This is a genomic window from Dyella sp. (assembly GCF_035277725.1).
In the GTDB taxonomy this organism is placed as follows: Bacteria; Pseudomonadota; Gammaproteobacteria; order Xanthomonadales; family Rhodanobacteraceae; genus Dyella_B.
Genome location: NZ_DATEJY010000091.1, coordinates 23,105 through 44,032, shown reverse-complemented (window position 1 = coordinate 44,032; position 20,928 = coordinate 23,105). Strand labels below are relative to the sequence as shown.

18 protein-coding genes and 1 tRNA gene are annotated in these 20,928 nt (G+C 61.7%); 18 read left to right on the top strand and 1 reads right to left on the bottom strand.

The window, feature by feature from the left end; all coding sequences use genetic code 11:
* The 15 genes from sdhC to VJR68_RS08615 form a co-directional block, all read left to right on the top strand.
* Positions 1–348, top strand: a 348-nt coding sequence (sdhC, locus tag VJR68_RS08685) for a succinate dehydrogenase, cytochrome b556 subunit (protein WP_324147277.1), incomplete at its 5' end; no start/stop codon positions are given.
* A 26-nt stretch (positions 349–374) separates the two neighbouring features.
* Positions 375–737, top strand: coding sequence for a succinate dehydrogenase, hydrophobic membrane anchor protein (gene sdhD / locus VJR68_RS08680; protein WP_324147276.1), 363 nt, complete (start codon positions 375–377; stop codon positions 735–737).
* A gap of 1 nt (position 738) precedes the next feature.
* Entirely contained in the window at positions 739–2,571 is a 1,833-nt protein-coding gene (gene sdhA / locus VJR68_RS08675; RefSeq protein ID WP_324147275.1) for a succinate dehydrogenase flavoprotein subunit, read from the top strand.
* Between the two features lie 15 nt (positions 2,572–2,586).
* Entirely contained in the window at positions 2,587–3,369 is a 783-nt protein-coding gene (locus tag VJR68_RS08670; RefSeq protein WP_324147274.1) for a succinate dehydrogenase iron-sulfur subunit, read from the top strand.
* A gap of 101 nt (positions 3,370–3,470) precedes the next feature.
* The gene (locus VJR68_RS08665; RefSeq protein ID WP_324147273.1) at positions 3,471–3,719 is read left to right on the top strand and encodes a succinate dehydrogenase assembly factor 2; all 249 of its coding nucleotides are present in this window, start codon (positions 3,471–3,473) and stop codon (positions 3,717–3,719) included.
* A complete protein-coding gene (locus VJR68_RS08660; RefSeq protein WP_324147272.1) occupies positions 3,691–4,122 on the top strand; it encodes a hypothetical protein in 432 nt (143 codons plus the stop codon). Before VJR68_RS08665 ends, VJR68_RS08660 begins: the two co-directional genes overlap by 29 nt.
* Positions 4,123–4,298: 176 nt before the next feature.
* The gene (locus tag VJR68_RS08655; protein ID WP_324147271.1) at positions 4,299–5,543 is read left to right on the top strand and encodes a lipoprotein-releasing ABC transporter permease subunit; all 1,245 of its coding nucleotides are present in this window, start codon (positions 4,299–4,301) and stop codon (positions 5,541–5,543) included.
* Between the two features lie 4 nt (positions 5,544–5,547).
* On the top strand, positions 5,548–6,234 hold the full coding sequence (gene lolD, locus VJR68_RS08650) for a lipoprotein-releasing ABC transporter ATP-binding protein LolD (protein ID WP_324147270.1): 687 nt from the start codon (positions 5,548–5,550) through the stop codon (positions 6,232–6,234).
* A gap of 307 nt (positions 6,235–6,541) precedes the next feature.
* Positions 6,542–8,872: a DNA internalization-related competence protein ComEC/Rec2 gene (locus tag VJR68_RS08645; protein WP_324147269.1), complete on the top strand. Its 2,331-nt coding sequence runs from the start codon at positions 6,542–6,544 to the stop codon at positions 8,870–8,872.
* Positions 8,873–9,049: 177 nt separating this feature from the next.
* A complete protein-coding gene (locus VJR68_RS08640; RefSeq protein WP_324147278.1) occupies positions 9,050–9,709 on the top strand; it encodes a MotA/TolQ/ExbB proton channel family protein in 660 nt (219 codons plus the stop codon).
* Between the two features lie 4 nt (positions 9,710–9,713).
* Positions 9,714–10,145 carry a biopolymer transporter ExbD gene (locus tag VJR68_RS08635; protein ID WP_324147268.1) on the top strand — a complete coding sequence of 144 codons (432 nt, stop codon included), beginning with the start codon at positions 9,714–9,716 and terminating at the stop codon, positions 10,143–10,145.
* A complete protein-coding gene (msbA, locus tag VJR68_RS08630; protein WP_324147267.1) occupies positions 10,142–11,932 on the top strand; it encodes a lipid A export permease/ATP-binding protein MsbA in 1,791 nt (596 codons plus the stop codon). The genes VJR68_RS08635 and msbA overlap by 4 nt, the downstream gene beginning before the upstream one ends.
* 2 nt (positions 11,933–11,934) lie before the next feature.
* A complete protein-coding gene (lpxK, locus tag VJR68_RS08625) occupies positions 11,935–12,936 on the top strand; it encodes a tetraacyldisaccharide 4'-kinase (protein WP_324147266.1) in 1,002 nt (333 codons plus the stop codon).
* 48 nt (positions 12,937–12,984) lie between these two features.
* A complete protein-coding gene (locus VJR68_RS08620) occupies positions 12,985–13,386 on the top strand; it encodes a DUF6165 family protein (RefSeq protein ID WP_324147265.1) in 402 nt (133 codons plus the stop codon).
* A 142-nt stretch (positions 13,387–13,528) separates the two neighbouring features.
* Positions 13,529–17,641: a hypothetical protein gene (locus VJR68_RS08615; RefSeq protein WP_324147264.1), complete on the top strand. Its 4,113-nt coding sequence runs from the start codon at positions 13,529–13,531 to the stop codon at positions 17,639–17,641.
* Between the two features lie 342 nt (positions 17,642–17,983).
* Here the strand turns inward: VJR68_RS08615 and VJR68_RS08610 are convergent, their stop codons facing one another.
* Positions 17,984–19,024 carry a glycosyltransferase family 9 protein gene (locus tag VJR68_RS08610; RefSeq protein ID WP_324147263.1) on the bottom strand — a complete coding sequence of 347 codons (1,041 nt, stop codon included), beginning with the start codon at positions 19,022–19,024 and terminating at the stop codon, positions 17,984–17,986.
* A 16-nt stretch (positions 19,025–19,040) separates the two neighbouring features.
* Here VJR68_RS08610 and VJR68_RS08605 point away from each other — a divergent pair, with 16 nt between their 5' ends.
* From VJR68_RS08605 to VJR68_RS08595, 3 genes are all read left to right on the top strand, one after another.
* On the top strand, positions 19,041–19,796 hold the full coding sequence (locus VJR68_RS08605) for a 3-deoxy-D-manno-octulosonic acid kinase (protein ID WP_324147262.1): 756 nt from the start codon (positions 19,041–19,043) through the stop codon (positions 19,794–19,796).
* On the top strand, positions 19,793–20,551 hold the full coding sequence (locus tag VJR68_RS08600; RefSeq protein WP_324147261.1) for an MBL fold metallo-hydrolase: 759 nt from the start codon (positions 19,793–19,795) through the stop codon (positions 20,549–20,551). The genes VJR68_RS08605 and VJR68_RS08600 overlap by 4 nt, the downstream gene beginning before the upstream one ends.
* A 160-nt stretch (positions 20,552–20,711) precedes the next feature.
* Positions 20,712–20,804 (top strand) — tRNA-Ser (locus VJR68_RS08595).
* Positions 20,805–20,928: the final 124 nt, after the last annotated feature.

The following is a 20,928-nucleotide window of genomic DNA, read 5'->3' as shown; positions in this document are numbered from 1 at the left end:
ATGCTGACGATGGTGATGTCCATCGTCCACCGGATCACCGGCGCCGCGCTCTATTTTGGAATGTTGCTGCTCGCCTGGTGGCTGATCGCCGCCGCAAGCGGGCCGAACGCCTATGCGAGCTTTGAATGGTTCATGGGGAGCGTGCTCGGTCTGCTGCTGCTCTTCGGATACACCTGGGCCCTGATCCACCACATGCTGGGCGGTCTCCGCCATTTGATCTGGGATACGGTGCACGGATTCGAGCCGGCCGAGCGCGAAATGCTCACGCTGGCCACTTTGATAGGCTCGGTAACGCTCACGCTCATACTTTGGGTCGTCGGTTATCTCGTGATGGGAGGCCCCCGATGAGAGAGGCCCCGCACATGCGAACCCCCATGCGCCGCGTGCGCGGACTGGGTGCGGCTCATTCCGGCACCGGGCATTTTTGGCATCAGCGCGTCACGTCTGTTGCCGGCATCCCGCTGACCATCGCTTTGCTGCTCATTGTCACGGCATTACTTGGACGCAGTCATGCCGCAGTCGTGCAAATTCTCGCCTCACCGATCGTCTCGATCATTGTGCTGCTGTTCATCATCAACACCGCCTATCACATGTGGCTTGGCATGCAGGAAATAATTCTCGACTACGTGCATGACGAAAAGTGGAAGTTCTTGAGCCTGATGGCAAATACCTTCTTCGTCTTCGCGGTCAGTCTGGCGTCGGTCTACGCTGTCCTCAGACTGTCGTTCGGGGTCTGACATGGCGACGAATGGAAAATCGAACGGCGGCCCTGCGATCAACGGTCGTGCTTATCCGATCGAGGATCACAGCTACGACGTCGTTGTGGTCGGCGCCGGCGGTTCTGGGTTGCGCGCCGTGGTTGGCTGTAGCGAGGCTGGCCTGCGTACAGCATGCATTACCAAAGTCTTCCCCACTCGGTCACACACCGTTGCCGCGCAAGGTGGCATTGCAGCCGCGCTGGGCAACATGGGTGAGGATGATTGGCGTTGGCATATGTACGACACCGTCAAAGGTGCCGACTGGCTCGGCGACCAGGATGCCATTGAGTACCTCTGCCGTAATGCCCCAGCCGCCGTATATGAGCTGGAGCATTGGGGCCTGCCATTCTCGCGACGCGACGAGGATGGCAAGATCTATCAGCGTCCGTTCGGCGGCATGACCACGCATTACGGCAAGGGCACCGCGCAGCGCACCTGCGCCGCGGCGGATCGTACTGGCCACGCGATCCTGCACACGCTGTATCAGCAGGCGCTGGCGCATGACGCCACGTTCTTTATCGAATACTTCGCCATCGATCTGATCTTCGACGACGAGGGCGTGTGCCGCGGTGTGCTGGCGCTCGACATGAACGAAGGCACGCTGCATTTCTTCCGCGGCCAGGCCGTGGTGCTGGCCACCGGCGGCTATGGCCGTGCGTACTTCAGCGCCACCTCGGCACATACCTGCACCGGCGACGGCGGCGGCATGGTGCTGCGTGCCGGGCTTGCGCTGCAGGACATGGAGTTCGTGCAGTTCCATCCCACCGGCATCTATGGTGCGGGCTGCCTGATTACCGAAGGCGTGCGCGGCGAGGGTGGCTATCTCACCAACTCGAAGGGCGAGCGTTTCATGGAGCGCTATGCGCCGAGCGCGAAGGATCTTGCCTCGCGTGACGTGGTCAGCCGTGCCATGACGGTGGAAATCCGCGAAGGCCGCGGCGTAGGCGAACACAAGGATCATGTGCATCTGAACCTGATGCATCTGGGCCCCGAGGTGATTCACGAACGCCTGCCGGGCATCGCCGAATCCGCGCGCATCTTTGCTGGCGTGGACGTCACCAAGGAACCGATTCCGGTGCTGCCCACCGTGCACTACAACATGGGCGGCATCCCCACCAACTATCACGGCGAAGTCGTGCAGAAGAAAGGCGACGACGTTGATGCCGTCGTGCCGGGGCTGTTCGCCATCGGCGAGGCCGCGTGCGTGTCGGTGCATGGCGCCAATCGCCTCGGTTCCAACTCGCTGCTCGATCTGGTGGTGTTCGGTCGTGCGGTGTCGCATCGTTGCGCCGAGATCATCAAGCCGGGCGCTCCCCACAAGGATCTGCCGGCCAGCGTACTGGACAAGGCGCTGGCCCGGTTTGACAGCTTGCGCAACGCCGACGGCGGTACGCCCACGGCGAAGATCCGCCTCAACATGCAGCGCACCATGCAGGAAGACGCCGCCGTGTTCCGTACCGGCGAAACGTTGAAGGCCGGCTCAAAGAAGATCTCCGAGGTGCACGACTCCTTCAAGGACGTGCGCGTCAGCGATCGCTCGATGGTGTGGAATTCCGACCTGATCGAAACGCTGGAGTTGTCCAACCTGCTGGGCCAGGCGGTGGCGACCATGCATTCAGCCGAGCAGCGTCCGGAAAGCCGCGGTGCGCATGCCCGTGAAGATTTCCCCGAGCGCGACGACCACGACTGGATGAAGCACACGTTGGTGACGGTCGACGAAGCGGGCAAGACCAGTTTCGATTTCCGTCCGGTGCACATGTATACGCTCACCGGCGAAGTTGAAGTCGTGCCGCCTAAAAAGCGCGTCTATTAATCTGGAGAGGCAATCGTGGCCGAGTTCACGCTACCCAAGAATTCCAAGATCCAGCCGGGCAAGAACTATCCGGCGAAGGACGCGAAAAAACCGCGTACGTTTCGCATCTATCGCTGGTCACCGGACGACGGCCAGAACCCGCGCATCGACACGTATGAAGTCGATCTGGCCGCTTGTGGTCCGATGGTTCTGGACGCACTGCTGAAGATCAAGAACGAAATCGATCCCACTCTCACGCTGCGCCGTTCCTGCCGCGAAGGCATCTGCGGTTCGTGCGCGATGAACATCGACGGCACCAATACGCTGGCTTGCACCAAGTCCATCGAAGAGTGCGCATCGGGCGACGTGAAGATCTATCCGCTGCCGCACATGCCGGTGGTGAAGGATCTGGTGCCGGATCTCACGCACTTCTATGCGCAGTTCGCCTCGATCCGCCCATGGCTGCGTACGCAGAGCGCAACGCCGGACCGCGAGCGCCTGCAGTCGCCGGAAGATCGCAAGAAGCTAGACGGTTTGTACGAGTGCATCCTGTGCGCCTGCTGCTCGACCAGCTGCCCGAGCTACTGGTGGAACGGCGACCGCTATCTGGGTCCCGCGATCCTGTTGCAGGCTTACCGCTGGATCGTCGACTCGCGCGATGAAGACACCGGTGCACGCCTGGATGATCTGGAAGATCCGTTCAAGCTCTACCGTTGCCACACCATCATGAACTGCGCACGCACCTGCCCGAAGGGTTTGAACCCGGCGAAGGCGATTGCGGAGATCAAGAAGCTGCTGGTGGCGCGGCGGTCGGCGTAAGGCTCGTCACCCCGAGTAGGCTGGGATGAAATCCCAGCTTTCTTGCAACTTCGGATGCGGGGATTTCATCCCAGCCTACTCGGCTTTGAAAAACTGATTCTATGGACGAAGCCTACCTAAAACGCTTGCGCTGGCGCACTCGCCGAGGCACCCGCGAATTGGACGCATTGTTCGGCGGTTGGCTGGAAACCTCGTTCCCCACTGCCGATGCAGCCCTGCAACAAGCCTTCGACGAACTGCTCGACGTGCAGGACCCGGACCTGTGGGACTGGGTGATGGGCCACGCCAAAGCGCCGCGTGCCGATTGGCAGGCGATCATCGATGACATCCGCGCCCGCCATCGGCTTTGAATACCGGTCTTCTCGCTGGGTGCCGCGTCTGTTCGCAGGTGTGACAGGGCTGGCGATGGTGGCGATAGCCGTATCGGGGCTGCCATTGTCCGCGCGTATTGCACTGGTACTGGTGTCGATAGCCGGTTGCGTGCACGCCATCCGCCGCTTGTCCTTGCCGGTCTACGCCGTGGGTTGGGCCAGCCAAAGCGGCTGGACATTGCGAGGACTGGATGGCGGCGACGATGCGGCAACCCTGGTTGCCTTTCGCATCTTTCACCAATCGGTGTTGCTGCGTTTGGCCAGCGCCCGCTACGGCAAGCTCACCCTCTGGCTGATGCCGGACAACAGCGATGCGGATATCCGCCGCCGCCTGCGCATGCGTCTGGCGGTGTTGACCCATGACAGCGAGAAGTCCGCGTAGGTTGGGGTGCGAACCCCAACATTCCGGCGTCACCTTGCATGGCGATGTTGGGGTTCGCACCCCAACCTACGTTTTGGTCAGGTTGCCCCCTAGGCCCACTTCGGGCACTCTGCGCGCGCAGCGCGGTCTTACGGATTCCTACGGCCCGTCGCCCTTACCCCACAAGCGAAGCCTCCATGTTCCGACCGCTCGAGCTTTTCATCGGCCTGCGCTACGTCCGCGCCAAGCGGCGCAACCAGTTCATCTCCTTTATCTCCACCGTCTCCATCGTCTGCATCACCATCAGCGTGATGGCGTTGATCACGGTGATGTCGGTGATGAACGGTTTCGACTACCAGCTTCGTTCGCGCATCCTTGGCGCTATTTCCGACGCCACGGTTTCAGGCCTGCCAGGCGAGCCGGTGCAGAACTGGCAATACGCCATGCAGCAAGTCAAGGCCAACCCGCACGTGCGTGGCGCGGCGCCTTACGTGGAAATTCAATCCTTTCTGCAAGGACAGCGCTCCAGTGGCGCGATGGTGCGTGGTATCGATACGAAGCAAGAACCCAACGTGTCGGACATCAACCAGCACATGGTTGCCGGCTCGTTCGATTCGCTGAAGTCGGACGACTGGAATATCGTCCTCGGCAAGGATCTTGCCCTGCAGCTTGGCGTCAACGTGGGCGACAAGGTCACCATGGTCGTGCCGGAGCTGCGTACTTCACTATTAGGCGCGATGCCGCGCATTCGTGGCTTTACGGTAAGCGGCATCTTCGAGATGGGCATGGAGGAATTCGACTCCGGCCTCGGCCTGATCAGCCTGGACAATGCAGAGAAGCTCAAAAGCATCAACGGCCCCACCGGCATACGCCTCAAGCTCGACAATCTGTACAACGCGCAACCTGTTGCACGCGAACTGAGCGACTCGCTGGGCCAGGTCTATATGGTCACCACCTGGATGGACAGCCACGCCAACTTCTTCACCGCCATTTCGATGGAGAAGAAGGTGATGTTCATCATCCTCTCGCTGATCATCCTGGTGGCGGTGATCAATCTGATCTCGATGCTAATGATGTTAGTGACCGACAAACAGGCCGACATCGCCATCCTGCGTACCCTCGGTTCGACGCCGCGCAGCATCATGGGCATGTTCATGGTGCAGGGCGTGCTGGTGGGTTTTGTCGGCATCGGTTTTGGCGTGGGGCTCGGTTCGCTGCTTTCCTGGCGGTTGCCCGGTATCGTGAAATGGATCGAACACGTCACGGGATACACCTTCCTGTCGCCGGACGTCTATTACATCAGCGAAGTACCCAGCAAGCTCGACTGGCACGATGTGATTTGGGTATCGCTGGTCACCTTCCTGTTCTCCCTGCTTGCCACGCTCTATCCCGCATGGCGCGCCTCGCGTACGCAACCGGCCCAGGCATTGCGCTATGAGTAATCCCATGACTAACGACATCGTCCTGCGCGCCAGCCACGTCGCCAAAACCTATGAAGAAGGCGATCTGCGCACGCCGGTGCTGACCAACGTCAGCTTTACTCTCAAACGGCAGGAAACACTGGCCATCGTCGGCGCTTCCGGTTCCGGCAAGAGCACGTTGCTGCACATCATTGGCGGGCTGGATACGTTGACCCGCGGCGAAGTGGAAGTGGAAGGGCAGGTGCTTTCCAAATTGTCCGATGCCGAGCGCGGCCGCGTGCGCAATCGCTCGATGGGTTTCATCTACCAGTTCCACCATTTGCTGCCCGAATTCACCGCACTGGAAAACGTCTGCATGCCGCTGTTGATTCGCGGCACCGGCATACTGGAAGCGCAGAAGCATGCCAAGGTGTTGTTGGAACGTGTGGGCCTTGGCAAACGCCTGGAACACAAGCCGGCAGAGCTTTCCGGCGGTGAGCGTCAACGCTGTGCGGTGGCGCGTGCGCTGGTGACGCGGCCTTCCTGCGTGCTGGGCGACGAACCGACCGGCAATCTTGACGAGGACAACGCCGCACAGGTGTACGCGCTGATGCTGGAATTGAATCGCGAGATCGGCACCAGTTTCATTCTCGTTACGCACGACAGCCGTCTAGCGGCGCGGATGGATCGCACGCTGGAGCTGCATAACGGCGAGTTGCGCGAGAAGGCGTAAGGCTCACCACATGGCGATGCCACGCATTTGGCCGCACTCCGCTCGATAACTGAGAAAAGCCCTGAACCGTCGTCCCGGCAAAAGCCGGGACCCAGCGACTTTTTCAGATCCTCAAAGGCACTGGGCCCCGGCGTTCGCCGGGACGACGAGGCTTAAACTTCGTTCCATTTTTTCTTAGGTTGGGGTGAGGCGCAGCCTAACCCCAACATCGCCATGCATTGCGCCACGTCGGGGTTCGGCTGCGCCTCACCCCAACCTACGCGTGTCGCTTACAACCCCTGCGTTTTGCCTGCGCTAGCTTGCATGCATGGCAAGCGGAGATACACACGCGCGAGGATGGCCAAGCGTTGTCACGTCGGCACTGGCGTTGTTGCTTGGCATCGCCGTCGTGCAATGGCTTCCCGTGTTGCCGCCGCGTTGGCTTATGGGAATCCTGGCGATCGGTGCGTTGATTATTGCCTGGCGCCTGCCACGCTTGCGCGTACTGGCCGTGCTGCTGTTCGGCTTCGCCTGGGCGGCCTGGTATGGCAGCACGGCGATGGCGGCACGCTTGCCGAAAGATTGGGAAGGGCAGGATTTCCAGGTTACCGGCCGCGTCGTTGGTCTGGCGCAAACCAAGGCCGGCGCTACCAGCGTGCCATTCCAGATCGAACGAGCCTCGCGCGATGGACAAGTCGTGCCCTGGCATGGACGCGTGCGCATCAGCTGGTACGACCAGCCATCCGCGGAACCCGAGCCGTGTTCACGTTGGCGATTGCTGCTGCGTTTGCGCCGCCCGCGCGGAACGATCAACCCAGGCGGTGCCGATAGCGAACGCAGCGCACTCGCGCGCGGCATCACTGCGGTCGGTTATGTGCGCGATGATCCCGGCAACCAGCGCTTGAGCGTGGCGACGTGGTGCCTGGATCGCTTGCGTGGCTCGCTCGCCGACGGCATCCAGTCGCGCGTACGCAATCCACATGATGCTGCCTTGCTGCGCGCGTTTACTGTCGGCGACACGCGTGGGCTCGAACAGCACGATTGGGAGGTGGCACGCGCGAATGGCATCTCGCATTTGATCGCCATTTCCGGTTTTCATGTCGGCGTTGCGGCGGTGTTTGGCGTGTGGTCGTGTTACGCACTGTATTGGCTATGGCCTTCGCTCGCAGTGCGATGTCCGCGAGTGCAGGCAGAAGCGATGTCAGCGTTGGCTTCGGCCAGCGCATACGGTGCCCTGGCCGGCTTAGGTATGCCCACAGTGCGCACCATGCTGATGATCGGTGCGTTTGCCCTGGCGCGATGCAGCCGGCGCGCCACCGGTTCGGCACATGCGCTGGCGATGGCATTGATGGCGATCTTGTTGATGAATCCCACCGCCGTGCTGGAAGCGGGCTTTTGGCTCTCGTTTGTGGGCGTGGCGTTCCTGATCCTGTGCATGAATGCGAAGGGAAGCGGCCTGCGCGGTTTTCTGCGCGAATTGACGCTAGGTCAGATCGTGATGACAGTGTCGCTATTGCCGTTGACGATGTGGTTCTTCGGCGAGGCTTCTTTGGTGGGCGCCTTGTCCAACCTGGTTGCGGTGCCGTTCGTGAGTTTCGTGATCGTGCCTTGCGCGCTGTTGGGCATGTTGATGCTGATCATCTGCCCGCCGCTGGCAACGCCGTTGCTACGCGTGGCGGAATGGCTGACACATGCGCAATGGTGGTTGCTGGAACAGACGGCGACATGGCCAGGCGCACATTGGTATTTGCCCACGGTGGAACCTCGCGCGCTGCTGTTGGCGACGCTGGGCGCCGTGTGGTTGTTCATGCCGCGTGGCGTGCCATTGCGCATGTTGGGTGCACTGCTGTTTCTGCCATTGTTGTGGCCGGTACGACATCTTCCGGCCACGGGCGCATTCCAGACGTGGGTGCTGGATGTAGGGCAGGGGTTGGCCGTTGTCGTACGCACGCGCGATCACGCCCTGGTTTATGACGCAGGTGCGCGTTATCCCTCCGACTACGATCTTGGCGCAGCGGTCGTCATTCCTTCGCTGTATGCGTTGGGTATTGATCGGTTGGACATGTTGATGATCAGTCATGCCGACAACGATCACGCTGGCGGCGCACCTGCCGTGGCCGCCGCGTTTCCTGCCGCGCAACGCTATTCGGGAGAACCCGGTCGCCTTCGTTTGCCGATGGCGCAATGCCTGGCCGGACAGCAGTGGGAGTGGGATGGCGTGCGTTTTCGTGTGGTGAGTCCCACCGCGGCCATGTTGAATGCCTCGGCGAACGATCATTCCTGCGTGCTGCTGATCGAAGGCCGGGCGGGGCGCTTGTTGCTTACCGGCGATATCGCCATGGACACAGAGCCGTCGGTTGCCGCCTCATTGGGCGCGGGGCCGCGGCTGGTGTTGCAGGTGCCGCACCATGGCAGCAAGAGTTCCTCCAGTGCCGATTTCATTGCCGTGGTTCAGCCTGAATGGGCCGTGGTCTCCGCCGGCTGGCGCAACCGTTTCGGTCATCCGCGCCCGGAAGTCATGCAGCGCTACGCGGCGGCTGGGGTACCGGTGTTCAATACGGCCGTTGACGGGGCGGTTCAGATTGATTTTCCGGTGGCGGCGCCCGCTCGGCTGGCGGCGCGCTGGCGGACGCGGGAACAGCGTTATTGGCGCGAATAAATGAAAAAGCCGGCGTAGGTTGGGGTGCGAACCCCAACATTCCGATTTCCCATACATCCCATGTTGGGGTTCGCACCCCCAACCTACGGAGTGATTGGCCGCACGGTACGTTTCGGCATCACTGCTATGATGTTGGCTTGCGCAGACGGCAGGGCCGGGAGTTTTTCTGTGGGTGATTTGGGTCAGATTCTGATGGCGGGTGGCTGGGCGATGGCGCCCATCCTGATCTGCTCGGCGGTGGCGCTGGCGATCGTATTGGAACGGTGCTGGACCTTGCGGCGCAACTACGTGCTGCCGCCCGGATTGGCGCAGGAAGTGCGCGAGTGGGCGCGCTCCGACCAGCTCGATCCGGCCCACCTGGAAAAACTTGCGACCGGTTCCCCGCTGGGCGAACTGCTGGCGGCAGCGCTGGCCGTGCGCCATCACTCGCGCGAGTTGATCAAGGAGCGCATCGAGGACACCGGCCGCCACGTGGTGCATCGCATGGAGCGCTATCTGAACACGCTCGGCACCATCGCCCTGATCGGCCCGCTGCTCGGCCTGTTCGGTACCGTCATCGGCCTGATCCGCATGTTCATGCAGGTAATGGTCGGCGGCATGGCCGATCCCACCAAGATGGCCGGCGGCATCGGCGAGGCGCTGATCTGCACCGCCGCCGGTTTGACGGTGGCTATTCCCGCGTACGTGCTGCATCGCTACTTCCGTTCCAAGGTAGCCGGCTACGTGGTGGATATGGAAAAGCAGGCCACCTTGCTGTTGGACGATCTCACGCTCTCCGCGCCGGCGCCGCGCGCGCGCCGCGCGCCGTTGGCTGCAGGCGACAAGGCACAGGCTTAAAGCCATGCGTATCGGTAACGACCGTCGCAGCGATGATTTCGAGATCAACGTGGTCTCGTTGATCGACGTGCTGCTGACCCTGCTGATGTTCTTTGTGCTCACCACCACCTTCGTGCAGCATTCGCACCTGAAGGTGAACCTGCCGCAAGCCAGTGCAGAAGATCGCGACATGCAGCAACCTGCGATTACCGTGATGGTGGATCGCGATGGACATTTCTACGTGGGCAGCGATGAAGTGCAAGGTGCCAGCGTGGATGCGCTAAAGCAGGCCATTGCGCATGTGGCTGGCGACGATCGCAACCAGACCGTCACCATCCGCGCCGACGCCATGACCGCGCACCAGAATGTGGTCAGCGCCATGGATGCGCTGGGCCAGCTTGGCTTCACGCACCTTTCCATCGCCACGACGCCGACGCAGTCGGCCACGCAGCAATGAGCGAAGGCAAGAAGAAAGTCGCGTTATGGGATAAAGAGAGCCGGCAAGTCTATAGGCGATTGCTAGGCTATTCGGGTCGCTATTGGCCAGTCATCCTGATCGCCGTCATTGGCTTTGCGGTGGATGGTGGCGCGCTGGCTTATTTCACCAGCAAGCTGCAGCCGATCATGGATAAGCTGCTGCAGCAGAAGGATCCGTACCTGATTCATTGGATGCCGATCTGGATCATCGGCATTTTCCTCGTGCGCGGCGTGGCCATTCTCATCAGCAACTATGGCATGGGCTACGTTTCACGCAACGTGGTGCAGGCGATGCAGCGCGACGTGTTTGCGGCCTATCTGCGCTTGCCCGCCTCGTTTTTCGGCAGCGAGCATTCCGGCCATCAGATCTCGCGCATCACCTACACCAGCGAGCAGATTGCCGGTGCGGCTACCGATGCGCTGAAAGTGTCGGTGACGGAGAGCATCACCGTCATCGGCATGGCCGTAGTCATGCTGTACAAGAGCCTTTATCTCACCACCGCGCTGCTGGTGCTGGTGCCGGCGATCGTGGTGATTGCTTCGGCGGTCAGCAGGCGGTATCGCGTCGTCAGCCGGCGCATCCAGGGCCAGATGGGTTCGGTGACCGGTACGGTGGATGAGATGCTCAGGGCGCATCGCGAAGTACGCATCTACGGTGGCCAGCAGCAGGCGGACGAACGCTTCAAGAAAGTGTCTGACCACGCGCGCTATCTCAATCTGAAGATCGTGGCGACCAGTGCGCTTTCGGGTTCGTCCATCCAGACGGTGGCATCGCTGGCGCTGGCCGGCATGGTGTTTCTGGCCTCGCGTCCGTCCGAGATCGATCACATCTCACCGGGCGTGTTCATTGCCGTGCTCACCGCGATGGGCGGCATGTTGTCATCGCTCAAACGCCTCACCAATGTGCAGTCCACCATGCAGACGGGCATTGCCGCGGCGGAGAACTTGTTTGCGGTGATGGATTTGCCGCCCGAAGTGGATCACGGCACCAAGGTACTGGAACGCACGGAAGGCGATCTGCACTTCCAAGAGGTGGGCCTGGTTTATCCGCGCGGCAAATTCGAAGCGCTCGCGGGCGTGAACCTGCATTGCGCGCCGGGTACCGTTACCGCGTTGGTGGGCCGCTCGGGTAGCGGCAAAAGCAGCCTGGTGAGCTTGCTGCCGCGCTTCAACGAACCCACGAACGGGCGCATCCTGCTCGATGGCTCCGATTACGAAAGCTACACACTTGCTTCCCTGCGCAAACAAATCGCGTGGGTAGGACAGCATGTGGTGCTGTTCGACGGCTCCGTCGCCGAGAACATCGCCTATGGCGAACTGGCCGGTGCAAGCGAGCAGGACATCATCGCCGCCGCCGAAGCCGCCAACGCGATGGAATTCATCGGCAAGTTGCCGAACGGCATCCACAGCCCGATCGGCGAAGGCGGCAACATGCTTTCCGGCGGGCAGCGCCAGCGCATTGCGATTGCGCGGGCGATTCTCAAGAACGCGCCGATCCTGGTATTGGACGAAGCGACCAGCGCACTCGATACGGAATCGGAGCGTTTGATCCAGCAGGCGCTGCAGCGTTTGATGCGCGACCGCACCACATTGGTGATCGCTCACCGCCTGTCCACGATCGAGCACGCCGATCAGATCGCTGTGATGGATCAAGGCAAGATTGTCGAACGCGGCACGCATGCCGAGCTGATCGCACTGGGCGGCCACTACGCCGCGCTGCATCGCATGCAATTCAACGAACGTCCCGCCGCGGTTGCCGCCGATTGACGATGAGCCTGGCCGATACGCTCCAGGCAGGCTGGTATGAGGGAAAGCCACTGCCGTGGTGGTGTCATCCGCTGTCGAAGCTCTACGGTGCGGTGATTGCTTTGCGCCGCACGTTGTATCGGCACGGCTGGTTGCGCGCGGTGCGGCTGCCGTGTCCGGTGATCGTGGTGGGCAACCTTACGGCCGGCGGCACGGGCAAAACGCCGCTTACCTTGGCGCTGGCCGAGGCATTGCGCGACCGTGGCTACCGTCCCGGCGTGGTAAGCCGCGGCTATGGCGGAAGCCATCACGATCGCATGCTGCTCGGCGAATCGCCCGATCCAGTGGAAGTGGGCGACGAACCCTGCGTGATACGCGCCAGTGGCGTGCCGGTGGCGATTGGCCAGGATCGTCCCGCGGCGGCACAACTGCTGCTCGATGCCGGTTGCAATGTGGTGATTGCGGACGATGGTTTGCAGCACTATCGATTGGCGCGCGATATCGAGATCTGCGTGATCGACGGAACCCGACGCTTCGGCAACGCCCGCTTGCTGCCGTCGGGGCCACTGCGCGAGCCGCTGAGCCGCGCGCAGCAGGTGGATTTTCGTATTTGCAACGGCGGCCATCCGCAGGCGGACGAAGTGCTCATGCGCCTGCAAGGCGGATCGGTACGCGCACTGTCGGATGGACGCGAGCAGCCGATCGCAAGCTTTGCCGGCCAGCGCGTGCATGCGGTAGCGGCCATCGGCAATCCGCAGCGCTTCTTTGCCAGTCTTGCCGCGCAGGGGCTGGAAGTGATTCCGCATCCTTTTCCCGATCACCATTTCTTTATGCAGGCGGACCTTACCTTTGGTGATGACCTGCCCGTGCTGATGACGGAAAAAGATGCGGTGAAATGCTGGGCCTTCGTGCAACCGCACTGGTGGAGTGTGCCGGTCAAGGCTGAACTGCCGGCGAGTTTCCACGAGGATCTGTGCGCGCGGATCGCCGCCAAGGCACGCGTATCGCCGATGGCGTTATCATAGGCGCCGTTTTCCGGCGACCTGCCGGCCTTTTCCGCATGAGGTTTTTGCATGAGCCTGATCCAGGTACCGGTCTCCTTTGGCGAGCTGATCGACAAGATCACGATCCTCGAGATCAAGGCGCGCCAGATTTCCGATCCCGCCAAGCTCGCCAACGTGCACAACGAGCTCAACCTGCTCAACGCCACCTGGGCGAATGACCATGCCTCGCAAGCAGATATCAGCAAGGAGCGCGCACGCCTGCTCGCGGTGAACGAAGCGCTATGGGATATCGAGGACCGCATCCGCCTGAAGGAAAAGGCGCAGGCGTTCGATGCCGAGTTCGTTGAACTGGCGCGTTCAGTCTATTTCCAGAACGACGAGCGCGCAGCGGTGAAGCGCGAGATCAATCTCAAGCTTGGTTCGCAGCTGGTGGAAGAAAAGTCGTATCAGGATTACCGCGCGACGAAGTAACAGCGTGACTGCGTAGGCTGGAATGCAATTCCAGCACTGCCCTGCACATGAAAGCTGGGATTTCATCCTAGCCTGCGATCGATTCCCAGAAGTCCGGTGAGTCCCACTACACTGGCTGAAACGCCACAGGGGAGGTCGTCGTATGCGCCGATGGACGGGGTTGCTGGGGCTGTTGTTTCTCGTATCACCTTTGATGGCCCAGGAGGTTCCTCCTGCGCTGCGCGACTGGCAGGGATGGGTGTTGCATGACGTCCCTCAGCACAGCTGTCCATTCCTGGCCAACAGCGCTCCAGACGCCAACAGCCGCCAGTGCATCTGGCCGGGGCGCCTGAGCATCGACGCTGGCAAGAGCGGCGGCCATTTCAGTTTCGACGTACACGTGGATGCCGCCGGCTGGGTCGCCTTGCCCGGCGATGAGCACAGCTGGCCGCAACAGGTCATGGTGAATGGCAAACCATGGCCGGTATTGAGCCGCGACGAAGAGCCGGTACTGCGGCTGGAACCGGGCGACTACACCATCCAGGGAAATTTGCCGTGGGATACGCGTCCCACACGTTTGAGCGTGCCGTTGTCGATCGGCCTGGTGTCGCTCAGCGTGGATGGCGGTGTGGTCGATCGCATCGGGCGCAATGGCGATCAGCTCACGCTCGGCGAGGCGGCGGCGGCACAGCGCCAGGCCGATGCGTTATCGGTGCGCGTCTATCGCCATTTGACTGATGGCATGCCCGCGCTGCTGGAAACGCAGCTGCAATTGAACGTCACCGGCAGTGCGCGCGAACAACTGCTGGGACCTGCCCTGCCCAAGGGTTTTGTAGCCACGTCGCTGGATAGCGAGGTGCCCGCGCAATGGCAGCCCGATGGACGCTTGCGCCTGCAGCTTCGTCCCGGGCAATGGATGGTGCACCTGTCCGCACGCGCCACCGATACCTTGCATGACGTGAGTTTGGCGGCACCTGCCGACAATGTGTGGCCCAAGCAGGAAATCTGGAGCTATAGCGATGATCCGGCATTGCGCAGCACACGCGTCGAAGGCCGCGCGACGGATGCAGCGCAAGCAGGCGTACCCGCTGATTGGCGTGAACTTCCTGCCTACGTGCTGGACCAGGGCGGCGGTTTAGCCATCCAGCAAGGTACGCGTGGTGGAGAAGGCGAGGCGGGTGACCAGATTCGCCTGCAGCGCCAGGTCTGGCTCGATTTCGACGGCCATGGTTTGAGCGTGAGCGATCACCTCACCGGCACGCTGTCGCGCACGCAGCGTCTCGATGTGGGCGCGCCCTGGCAATTGCAGCGCGCGGCGCAAGGCGATTCTCCCTTGCTGATTACTGATTTGGGTCAGGGACGAACGGGTGTCGAACTGCGCAGTCCGGGGCTGGATCTGCATGCGGGCCTGCGCGTCGCCGATCACAGCGGATCGCTGCCCAGCGCGGGATGGCTGGTGTCGCTGGAAAACATCGACGCGGTGTTGCATCTGCCTTATGGCTATCGCCTGATCGGTGCAGCCGGCGTGGATCGTTCGCCGGATTCGTGGGTGGCGCAATGGAGCTTGCTGGATCTGTTTGTCGTCGCGCTGATGGCTTTGCTGGCGGGACGGCTGCTCGGTTGGCGGTGGGCCGTGATCGCTGCACTGTTTTTGATTCTTTCGCAGCACGAAGCCGGCGCACCACGCTGGACGCTGGGTGTGGCGTTGGCGTTCGCCTTGCTGATGCGTGCGCTTCCTGCGGGTCGGCTGCGGCAGTGGGCGCAGATGGCCAGCATGCTTGCGTTGGCCTTGGCGATTGTCTGGACGTTACCGTTTGCCAAAACGCAATTGGAAAATGCGCTGCATCCTCAGCTGGAAGGAAATGGCGATTTTTCGGCGTTGATGCAACGCATGGAGGCTCAAGGCGGTACCCAGCTGGAAGCGAAGAAGCAGATGAAGGTTCAAGAGGAAGAAGTTGAACAGGAAGCGGCCCCAGCACCGCCGCCGCCCGCACCTGCACCGCCTGCTCCTCCTTCCGTTGCGCAATACGCACCGGCTTCTGCACCGTCCCCAGGTTTGAATGTGAGGATCTTGGGCGGCTATCTGGCAAGGCCTTCCTCTGCCATGGATAGCCACAGCATCATCCAGGCCGGTGCCGGTGAACCCAGTTGGGACGTCGGCAACAACTACCACCTCAGTTGGTCTGGCCCGGTCACGCCGGAACAACACATGCGCCTGGTGATTGCACCGTCCTGGCTAGTTCGCCTGCTGCGCGTGGTGATGCTGGGCTTGTTGGCAGTGCTGCTTGGCAGGCTTGCGCGAAGCTTCACCAGACCATCGGGCGCATCGTGGCGAATCTGGCGCTGGGGCGGCACGGCGGCAGCATGTCTGTTGCTGGCGAGCTTGCCGCATGCCGCTCGCGCGCAAGCGACGCCCAGTGCGGACCTGCTGAGGCAATTGCAAACACGCTTATTGGAAGCGCCTAAATGCGCGCCCGATTGCGCGGTGGTTGCCGCCGCTTCCATGCAAGCCAAAGACGATCAAGTCGCGATGGAAATGGAAGTACACGCCGGTGCATCGATTGCATTGCCGTTGCCGCAAACCGACGCGGGCTTGCAACTCCTCGGCGTGACGGTCGACGGCCACGCCAATGCAGCGATCGGCAAGCAGGACGAACAGATGCTGGTCAGGCTGGAACCTGGCGTGCACAAGGTCGGCTTGAGCTATCGCGCGCAGCCAGTCGACAGCACTACCTTGCGCTTTGCCTTGCATCCGCAATGGCTGACGTTTACCGGACAAGCCTGGTCGCTGGATGGGATCGATGGTGGCCGTTTGCTGGGTGACAGCGTCACGCTCAATCGCGTTCGCACGGTGGCCGCCGATGGCAAGCCGGCGCCGGCTTCGCAGCAGGCATTCCCGCCGTACGTGCGTATCACGCGGACCATCTTGCTTGGCGTGGATTGGACGGTGATCAACACGGTGGAGCGAATGGCGCCGAGTGATGGCGGCTTCACACTGGAATTGCCGTTGTTGCCAGGAGAGCATCCCTTAGGGGATGGCATGCGCGTGCACGACGGACGTATCGGCGTAACGTTCAATGCTAGCGAAAACAGCGTCAGCTGGACCAGTCGTCTCGATCATGCCGATGCGCTGAAAATCTCCGCGCCGTCGTTGAGCGATCATGCCGAGGTGTGGCAGGTGCGTGCATCGCCCATCTGGCATGTGGAGATGCAAGGCGTGCCGGTGGGCGATCATGGCGACGGCCTTGGTTTCCAGCCGCTGCCGAATGAAACCTTGCAATTGACGATAAGCAAGCCCAAAGCGGTCGACGGCGACAGCCTTGCTTTCGACAGCGTCAATGCAAGTGTCAGCGTGGGTGATCGTGCCACGGAGACCGAACTCAATCTGCTTGCGCGCAGCACTCGCGGCGGTGAGCACGCCATCGCATTGCCGGGCGGCACGGAGCTGCTTGGGGCTACACGTGATGACGAACAGCTAAGCCTCGCCGTAAAGGATGGCAAGTTGAGTTTGCCGCTGCTGCCTGGCAAGCATCGTTACGTGATACGCCTGCGCGAACCTCGTGGCATTGGCATGCACGTCACGACGCCTGCCTTTGGCCTTGGGGCGACCTCGGCAAATATCGGCTTGAACCTCAAGCTTCCGGAAGATCGCTGGGTCTTGTGGACGTCGGGGCCGTCTGTCGGACCGGCCGTGCTGTATTGGTCGCAATTGATCGTGCTGTTGGTGGCCGCCTGGTTGCTGGGGCGTTATGCGCCGACACCGCTGCGTTTCTATCAATGGTTGTTGCTGGGGCTGGGTTTTTCGGCATTCGCCTGGACTGCGTACGCGTTCGTGGTGGTGTGGCTGATCCTGCTTGGACTGCGCGTTCGACACGAGCCGGCCATGGCCAAGCTTGCGGATACGCGCTTCAACCTCGTGCAATCGTTATTGGCGGTTGTCACCGTGCTGGCGCTGATTACGTTGGTATCCGCGGTACCAAAAGGCTTGCTTGGATTGCCTGACATGCACGTGGCGGGTAATGCGTCCACAGCATGGGATTTGAACTGGTTTGCCGATCAGGCCAAGGATGTCTTGCCGCAAGGCGGCGTCATTACGGTATCGCTGTGGTTCTACAAAGTCGCGATGCTCGCTTGGGCGCTGTGGTTGGCGAATGCGCTGATTGGCTGGCTGCGCTGGGGCTTCGATGCGTGGACCAAAGGTGGTTACTGGAAGAAGCGGGAGCGCAAAGCCGTCGCGCCGCCGCATTTGCCGGATGCGCCGCATGATAGCCAGTGACCTTTAAGGCAACGCTGATTAAGTATCGCCGTCGTCACCCGCCCTGTCTGTTCGCAGGCCATAGGGCCGTCGGCGAAGGCAGACTGGCTGTCTGTCGAGACGGCGGACCGAAGGCATGCGGACAGACAGGGCGGGCCCCAACGTATTGAATTCAAAGTGATGGGGTGATGCCTGGAAGGCTCGCAGGCTGCGCCGCGCGGCTTGGCAAGACAGCCAGTCTTCCCGGCGCCGCGCGACACACCCTGCGAGCCTTCCAGACATCATGACGACGGCGATACTTAATCAGCGTTGCCTTAAAGACGCTGGGCCCCGGCGTTCGCCGGGGCGACGGGCATCTGAAGGTTATGCGGTCAGGGAAGCCGCTGCCGCTTCAAAGCGCTCGATAACATCGTCGATCTCGATCAAGTCCATCACGCCTGGCTTCTCGATCTTCGTTCCCCACGGAATCTCGCTTGCCGGTTTGCCGAAATATTTGCGCGAAGCGGCGTCGTATTTGTCGACGCACCACGTGCGGTCGGAATAGGGGCCCGAACGTGCGGGATTACTCGCAGCGTGCAAGCCGAGCACTTTCAGGCCGACGGTATTGGCCATGTGCATCGGGCCGGAATCGGGCGTGAGCAATAGCTGGGCGCGGCAGAACATCGCCATCAATTTCTTCAGCGTGTCCTTGCCGGTGAGATCGAGCGGCGCGTGTTGGCAAAGGGCAAGGATGGCGTCGGCCATGCTGCGTTCGCCCGGTGACGGGCCGCCAATCAGCACAACGCGCCAGCCGCGCGTGGCGGCATGATCCATCACCGCTGCATAGCGCTCCGGTCGCCAGTTGCGCAGCGTGTGGCTGGAGGTGGGGCTGACCAACAACAGCGGTTTGTCGTTCGGCCATTGTTGCGCAGCCCAGGCATGGGCTTCGTCGGGAATGGGGATGTTCCAGCGCACGTCGGTTTGTTTCAGGCCCAGCGGTTCGCAAAAACTGCCGATGGCTTGCAATACATGTTCGCCGCTCCGCGCCGGAATGCGTTCGTTGATCACCAGGCCATGCAAGTCTTTGGCGCGGGCATGATCATAGCCGACACGGCGGTTTGCCTTGATGCCGAGGCTCAGCAGGTTGGAGCGCAAGGCCACCTGCATCTGCAGCAATGCATCGAAGCGCCGGCCTTTCAGTGCGGCATGCACCTCGCGCATGCCGGCCCAGCCGGCGCTTTTATCGAAGGTAACGAATTCCACGCCGTGCAGGTCGCCGACCAGCTTGCGTTCCAGCTTGCCGACGATCCAGGTCAGCGAGGTTTGCGGCCACGCACGCTGCAGCGTGTGGACCAGGGGGACCACATGGGTAACGTCGCCGATGGCCGACGTGCGCAACAGGCAGATGGAAGCAGGAGAGGACATGTAGAATCGCCGGGCAATGAACCAAAACAGGGCCGCCGCAGCACCGATGCACGAGCAACTGCGCCAAGACGCCAAGGGTGCGATTCTGTTCGACGCTACCGTATCGCCACAAGTCGATGGCCCATGGTTCGACGCCGACCATTGGCGCGCACTGGGTGCGCTCAGCACGCAGTCGGGCGGTCGCGGCGGGGTGGCGATCATCCACACCCCTGCGGGTGAATGCGTGCTGCGGCATTACCGGCGCGGCGGCATGGTGGCGCGGTTGATGGGTGATCGCTATCTGTGGAGCGGGGCGGATCGCACGCGCAGCTTCCAGGAATTCCGTTTGCTGCAGGCGATGGCGAAGCAGCAGTTGCCAGTGCCGCAAGTGCTGGCCGCGCAGTATCGGCGGGCCGGGCTTTATTACCAGGCCGACCTGATCACGCGACGGATTGCCGATGCCCACACGCTGGCAGAGAGCTTGACCCAAGGTCGACTGGATGCCGAGCTTGCACGGGAAGTCGGAACGCTGGCGGCACGCTTTCATCGCGCGGGCGTATGGCATGCCGATCTCAATGCACACAATGTGTTGATCGCGCCGACGGGGCTTTATCTGGTGGATTTCGATCGCGGTCGCCTGCGTACGCCGGAACAAAGCTGGCGCATGGCGAACCTGCAGCGTTTGCGCCGATCGCTGTTCAAGCTTGGCGCTGCGGCACAGGGCGAGGCCGTGTTCGATCAAGCCATTTGGACACCTCTCATGGACGGCTATGAGGAGACACTGGGCGCATGAGCTGGCATCTGCATTTTCTCGGCACAGGCGCCGCGCATGCGGTCGAACTGGGCTCCTCGGCCGCCGTCGTGGAACGCGATGGCAAGCCGTTGCTGCTGATCGATTGCGGTCCTGACACGCTCGATCGCTACGTCGCTGCGTATGGCGAGCAGCCGCGAAATCTCTACATCACGCATACGCACATGGATCATGTCGGCGGGTTGGAGCGGTTGTTCACGCGCGTGTGGTTCGATGAAACCTTGCGTGGAAAAACGCGCGTGTTTGCGCATGCGGGGCTGGTGCCGTGGTTGCAGACGCGGGTGGCCGACTATCCCGGTGTGCTGGCCGAGGGCGGCGTGAATTATTGGGAAGCTTTCCGGCTGGTGCCATGCTCGCGCGGTTTCTGGCTGGATGGTGTCTGGTTCGATGTGTTTGCTACGCGGCATCATCGCCCGGGTACGTCATACGGGCTGGCCTTGCAGGGTAGTTTCGCGTTTACCGGCGACACACGCCCCATTCCCGAAGTGTTGACGCAGTATTCGGGTGGCTCCGAATTGATTGCGCACGATTGCGGTTTGGTGGGCAACCCCTCGCATACCGGTGTTGATGACATCGAGCGTGAGTATGACGACGGATTGCGAGCGCGCCTGGTGCTTTATCACTACGGCAGCAAGGCGGATGGCGATGCGTTGACGGCGCGCGGCTATCGCGTTGCGCGGGCAGGAGCGCGCGTGGCGCTGGCCGATCCATCGCCAACGAGCCCCGATGCGGGTTGACCGCAGGTTGGGGTGCGAACCCCAACATGTGGACGCATGGGCATGGCAATGTTGGGGTTCGCACCCCAACCTACGCCGTCCCGCTCTTGTCCGTCAGACGGCTAACGGCTATCCTTCCGCTTCTTTGCCGGCCTCCCACCGGCAAGATGGTTTTGCGTGCGGAGAGATGTCCGAGTGGTTGAAGGAGCACGCCTGGAAAGTGTGTATACGGCTTATCCCCGTATCGAGGGTTCGAATCCCTCTCTCTCCGCCAGATATTGAAAGACGCGACGGCCTGGAAGCTGGCGCAACGTTGTAAGAACACGGATGAGAGAGAGGGTGAGAACCCTCTGGTTCGACAAATTCGTCTGGAACGAATTTGGACAGCCAAAGGCTGG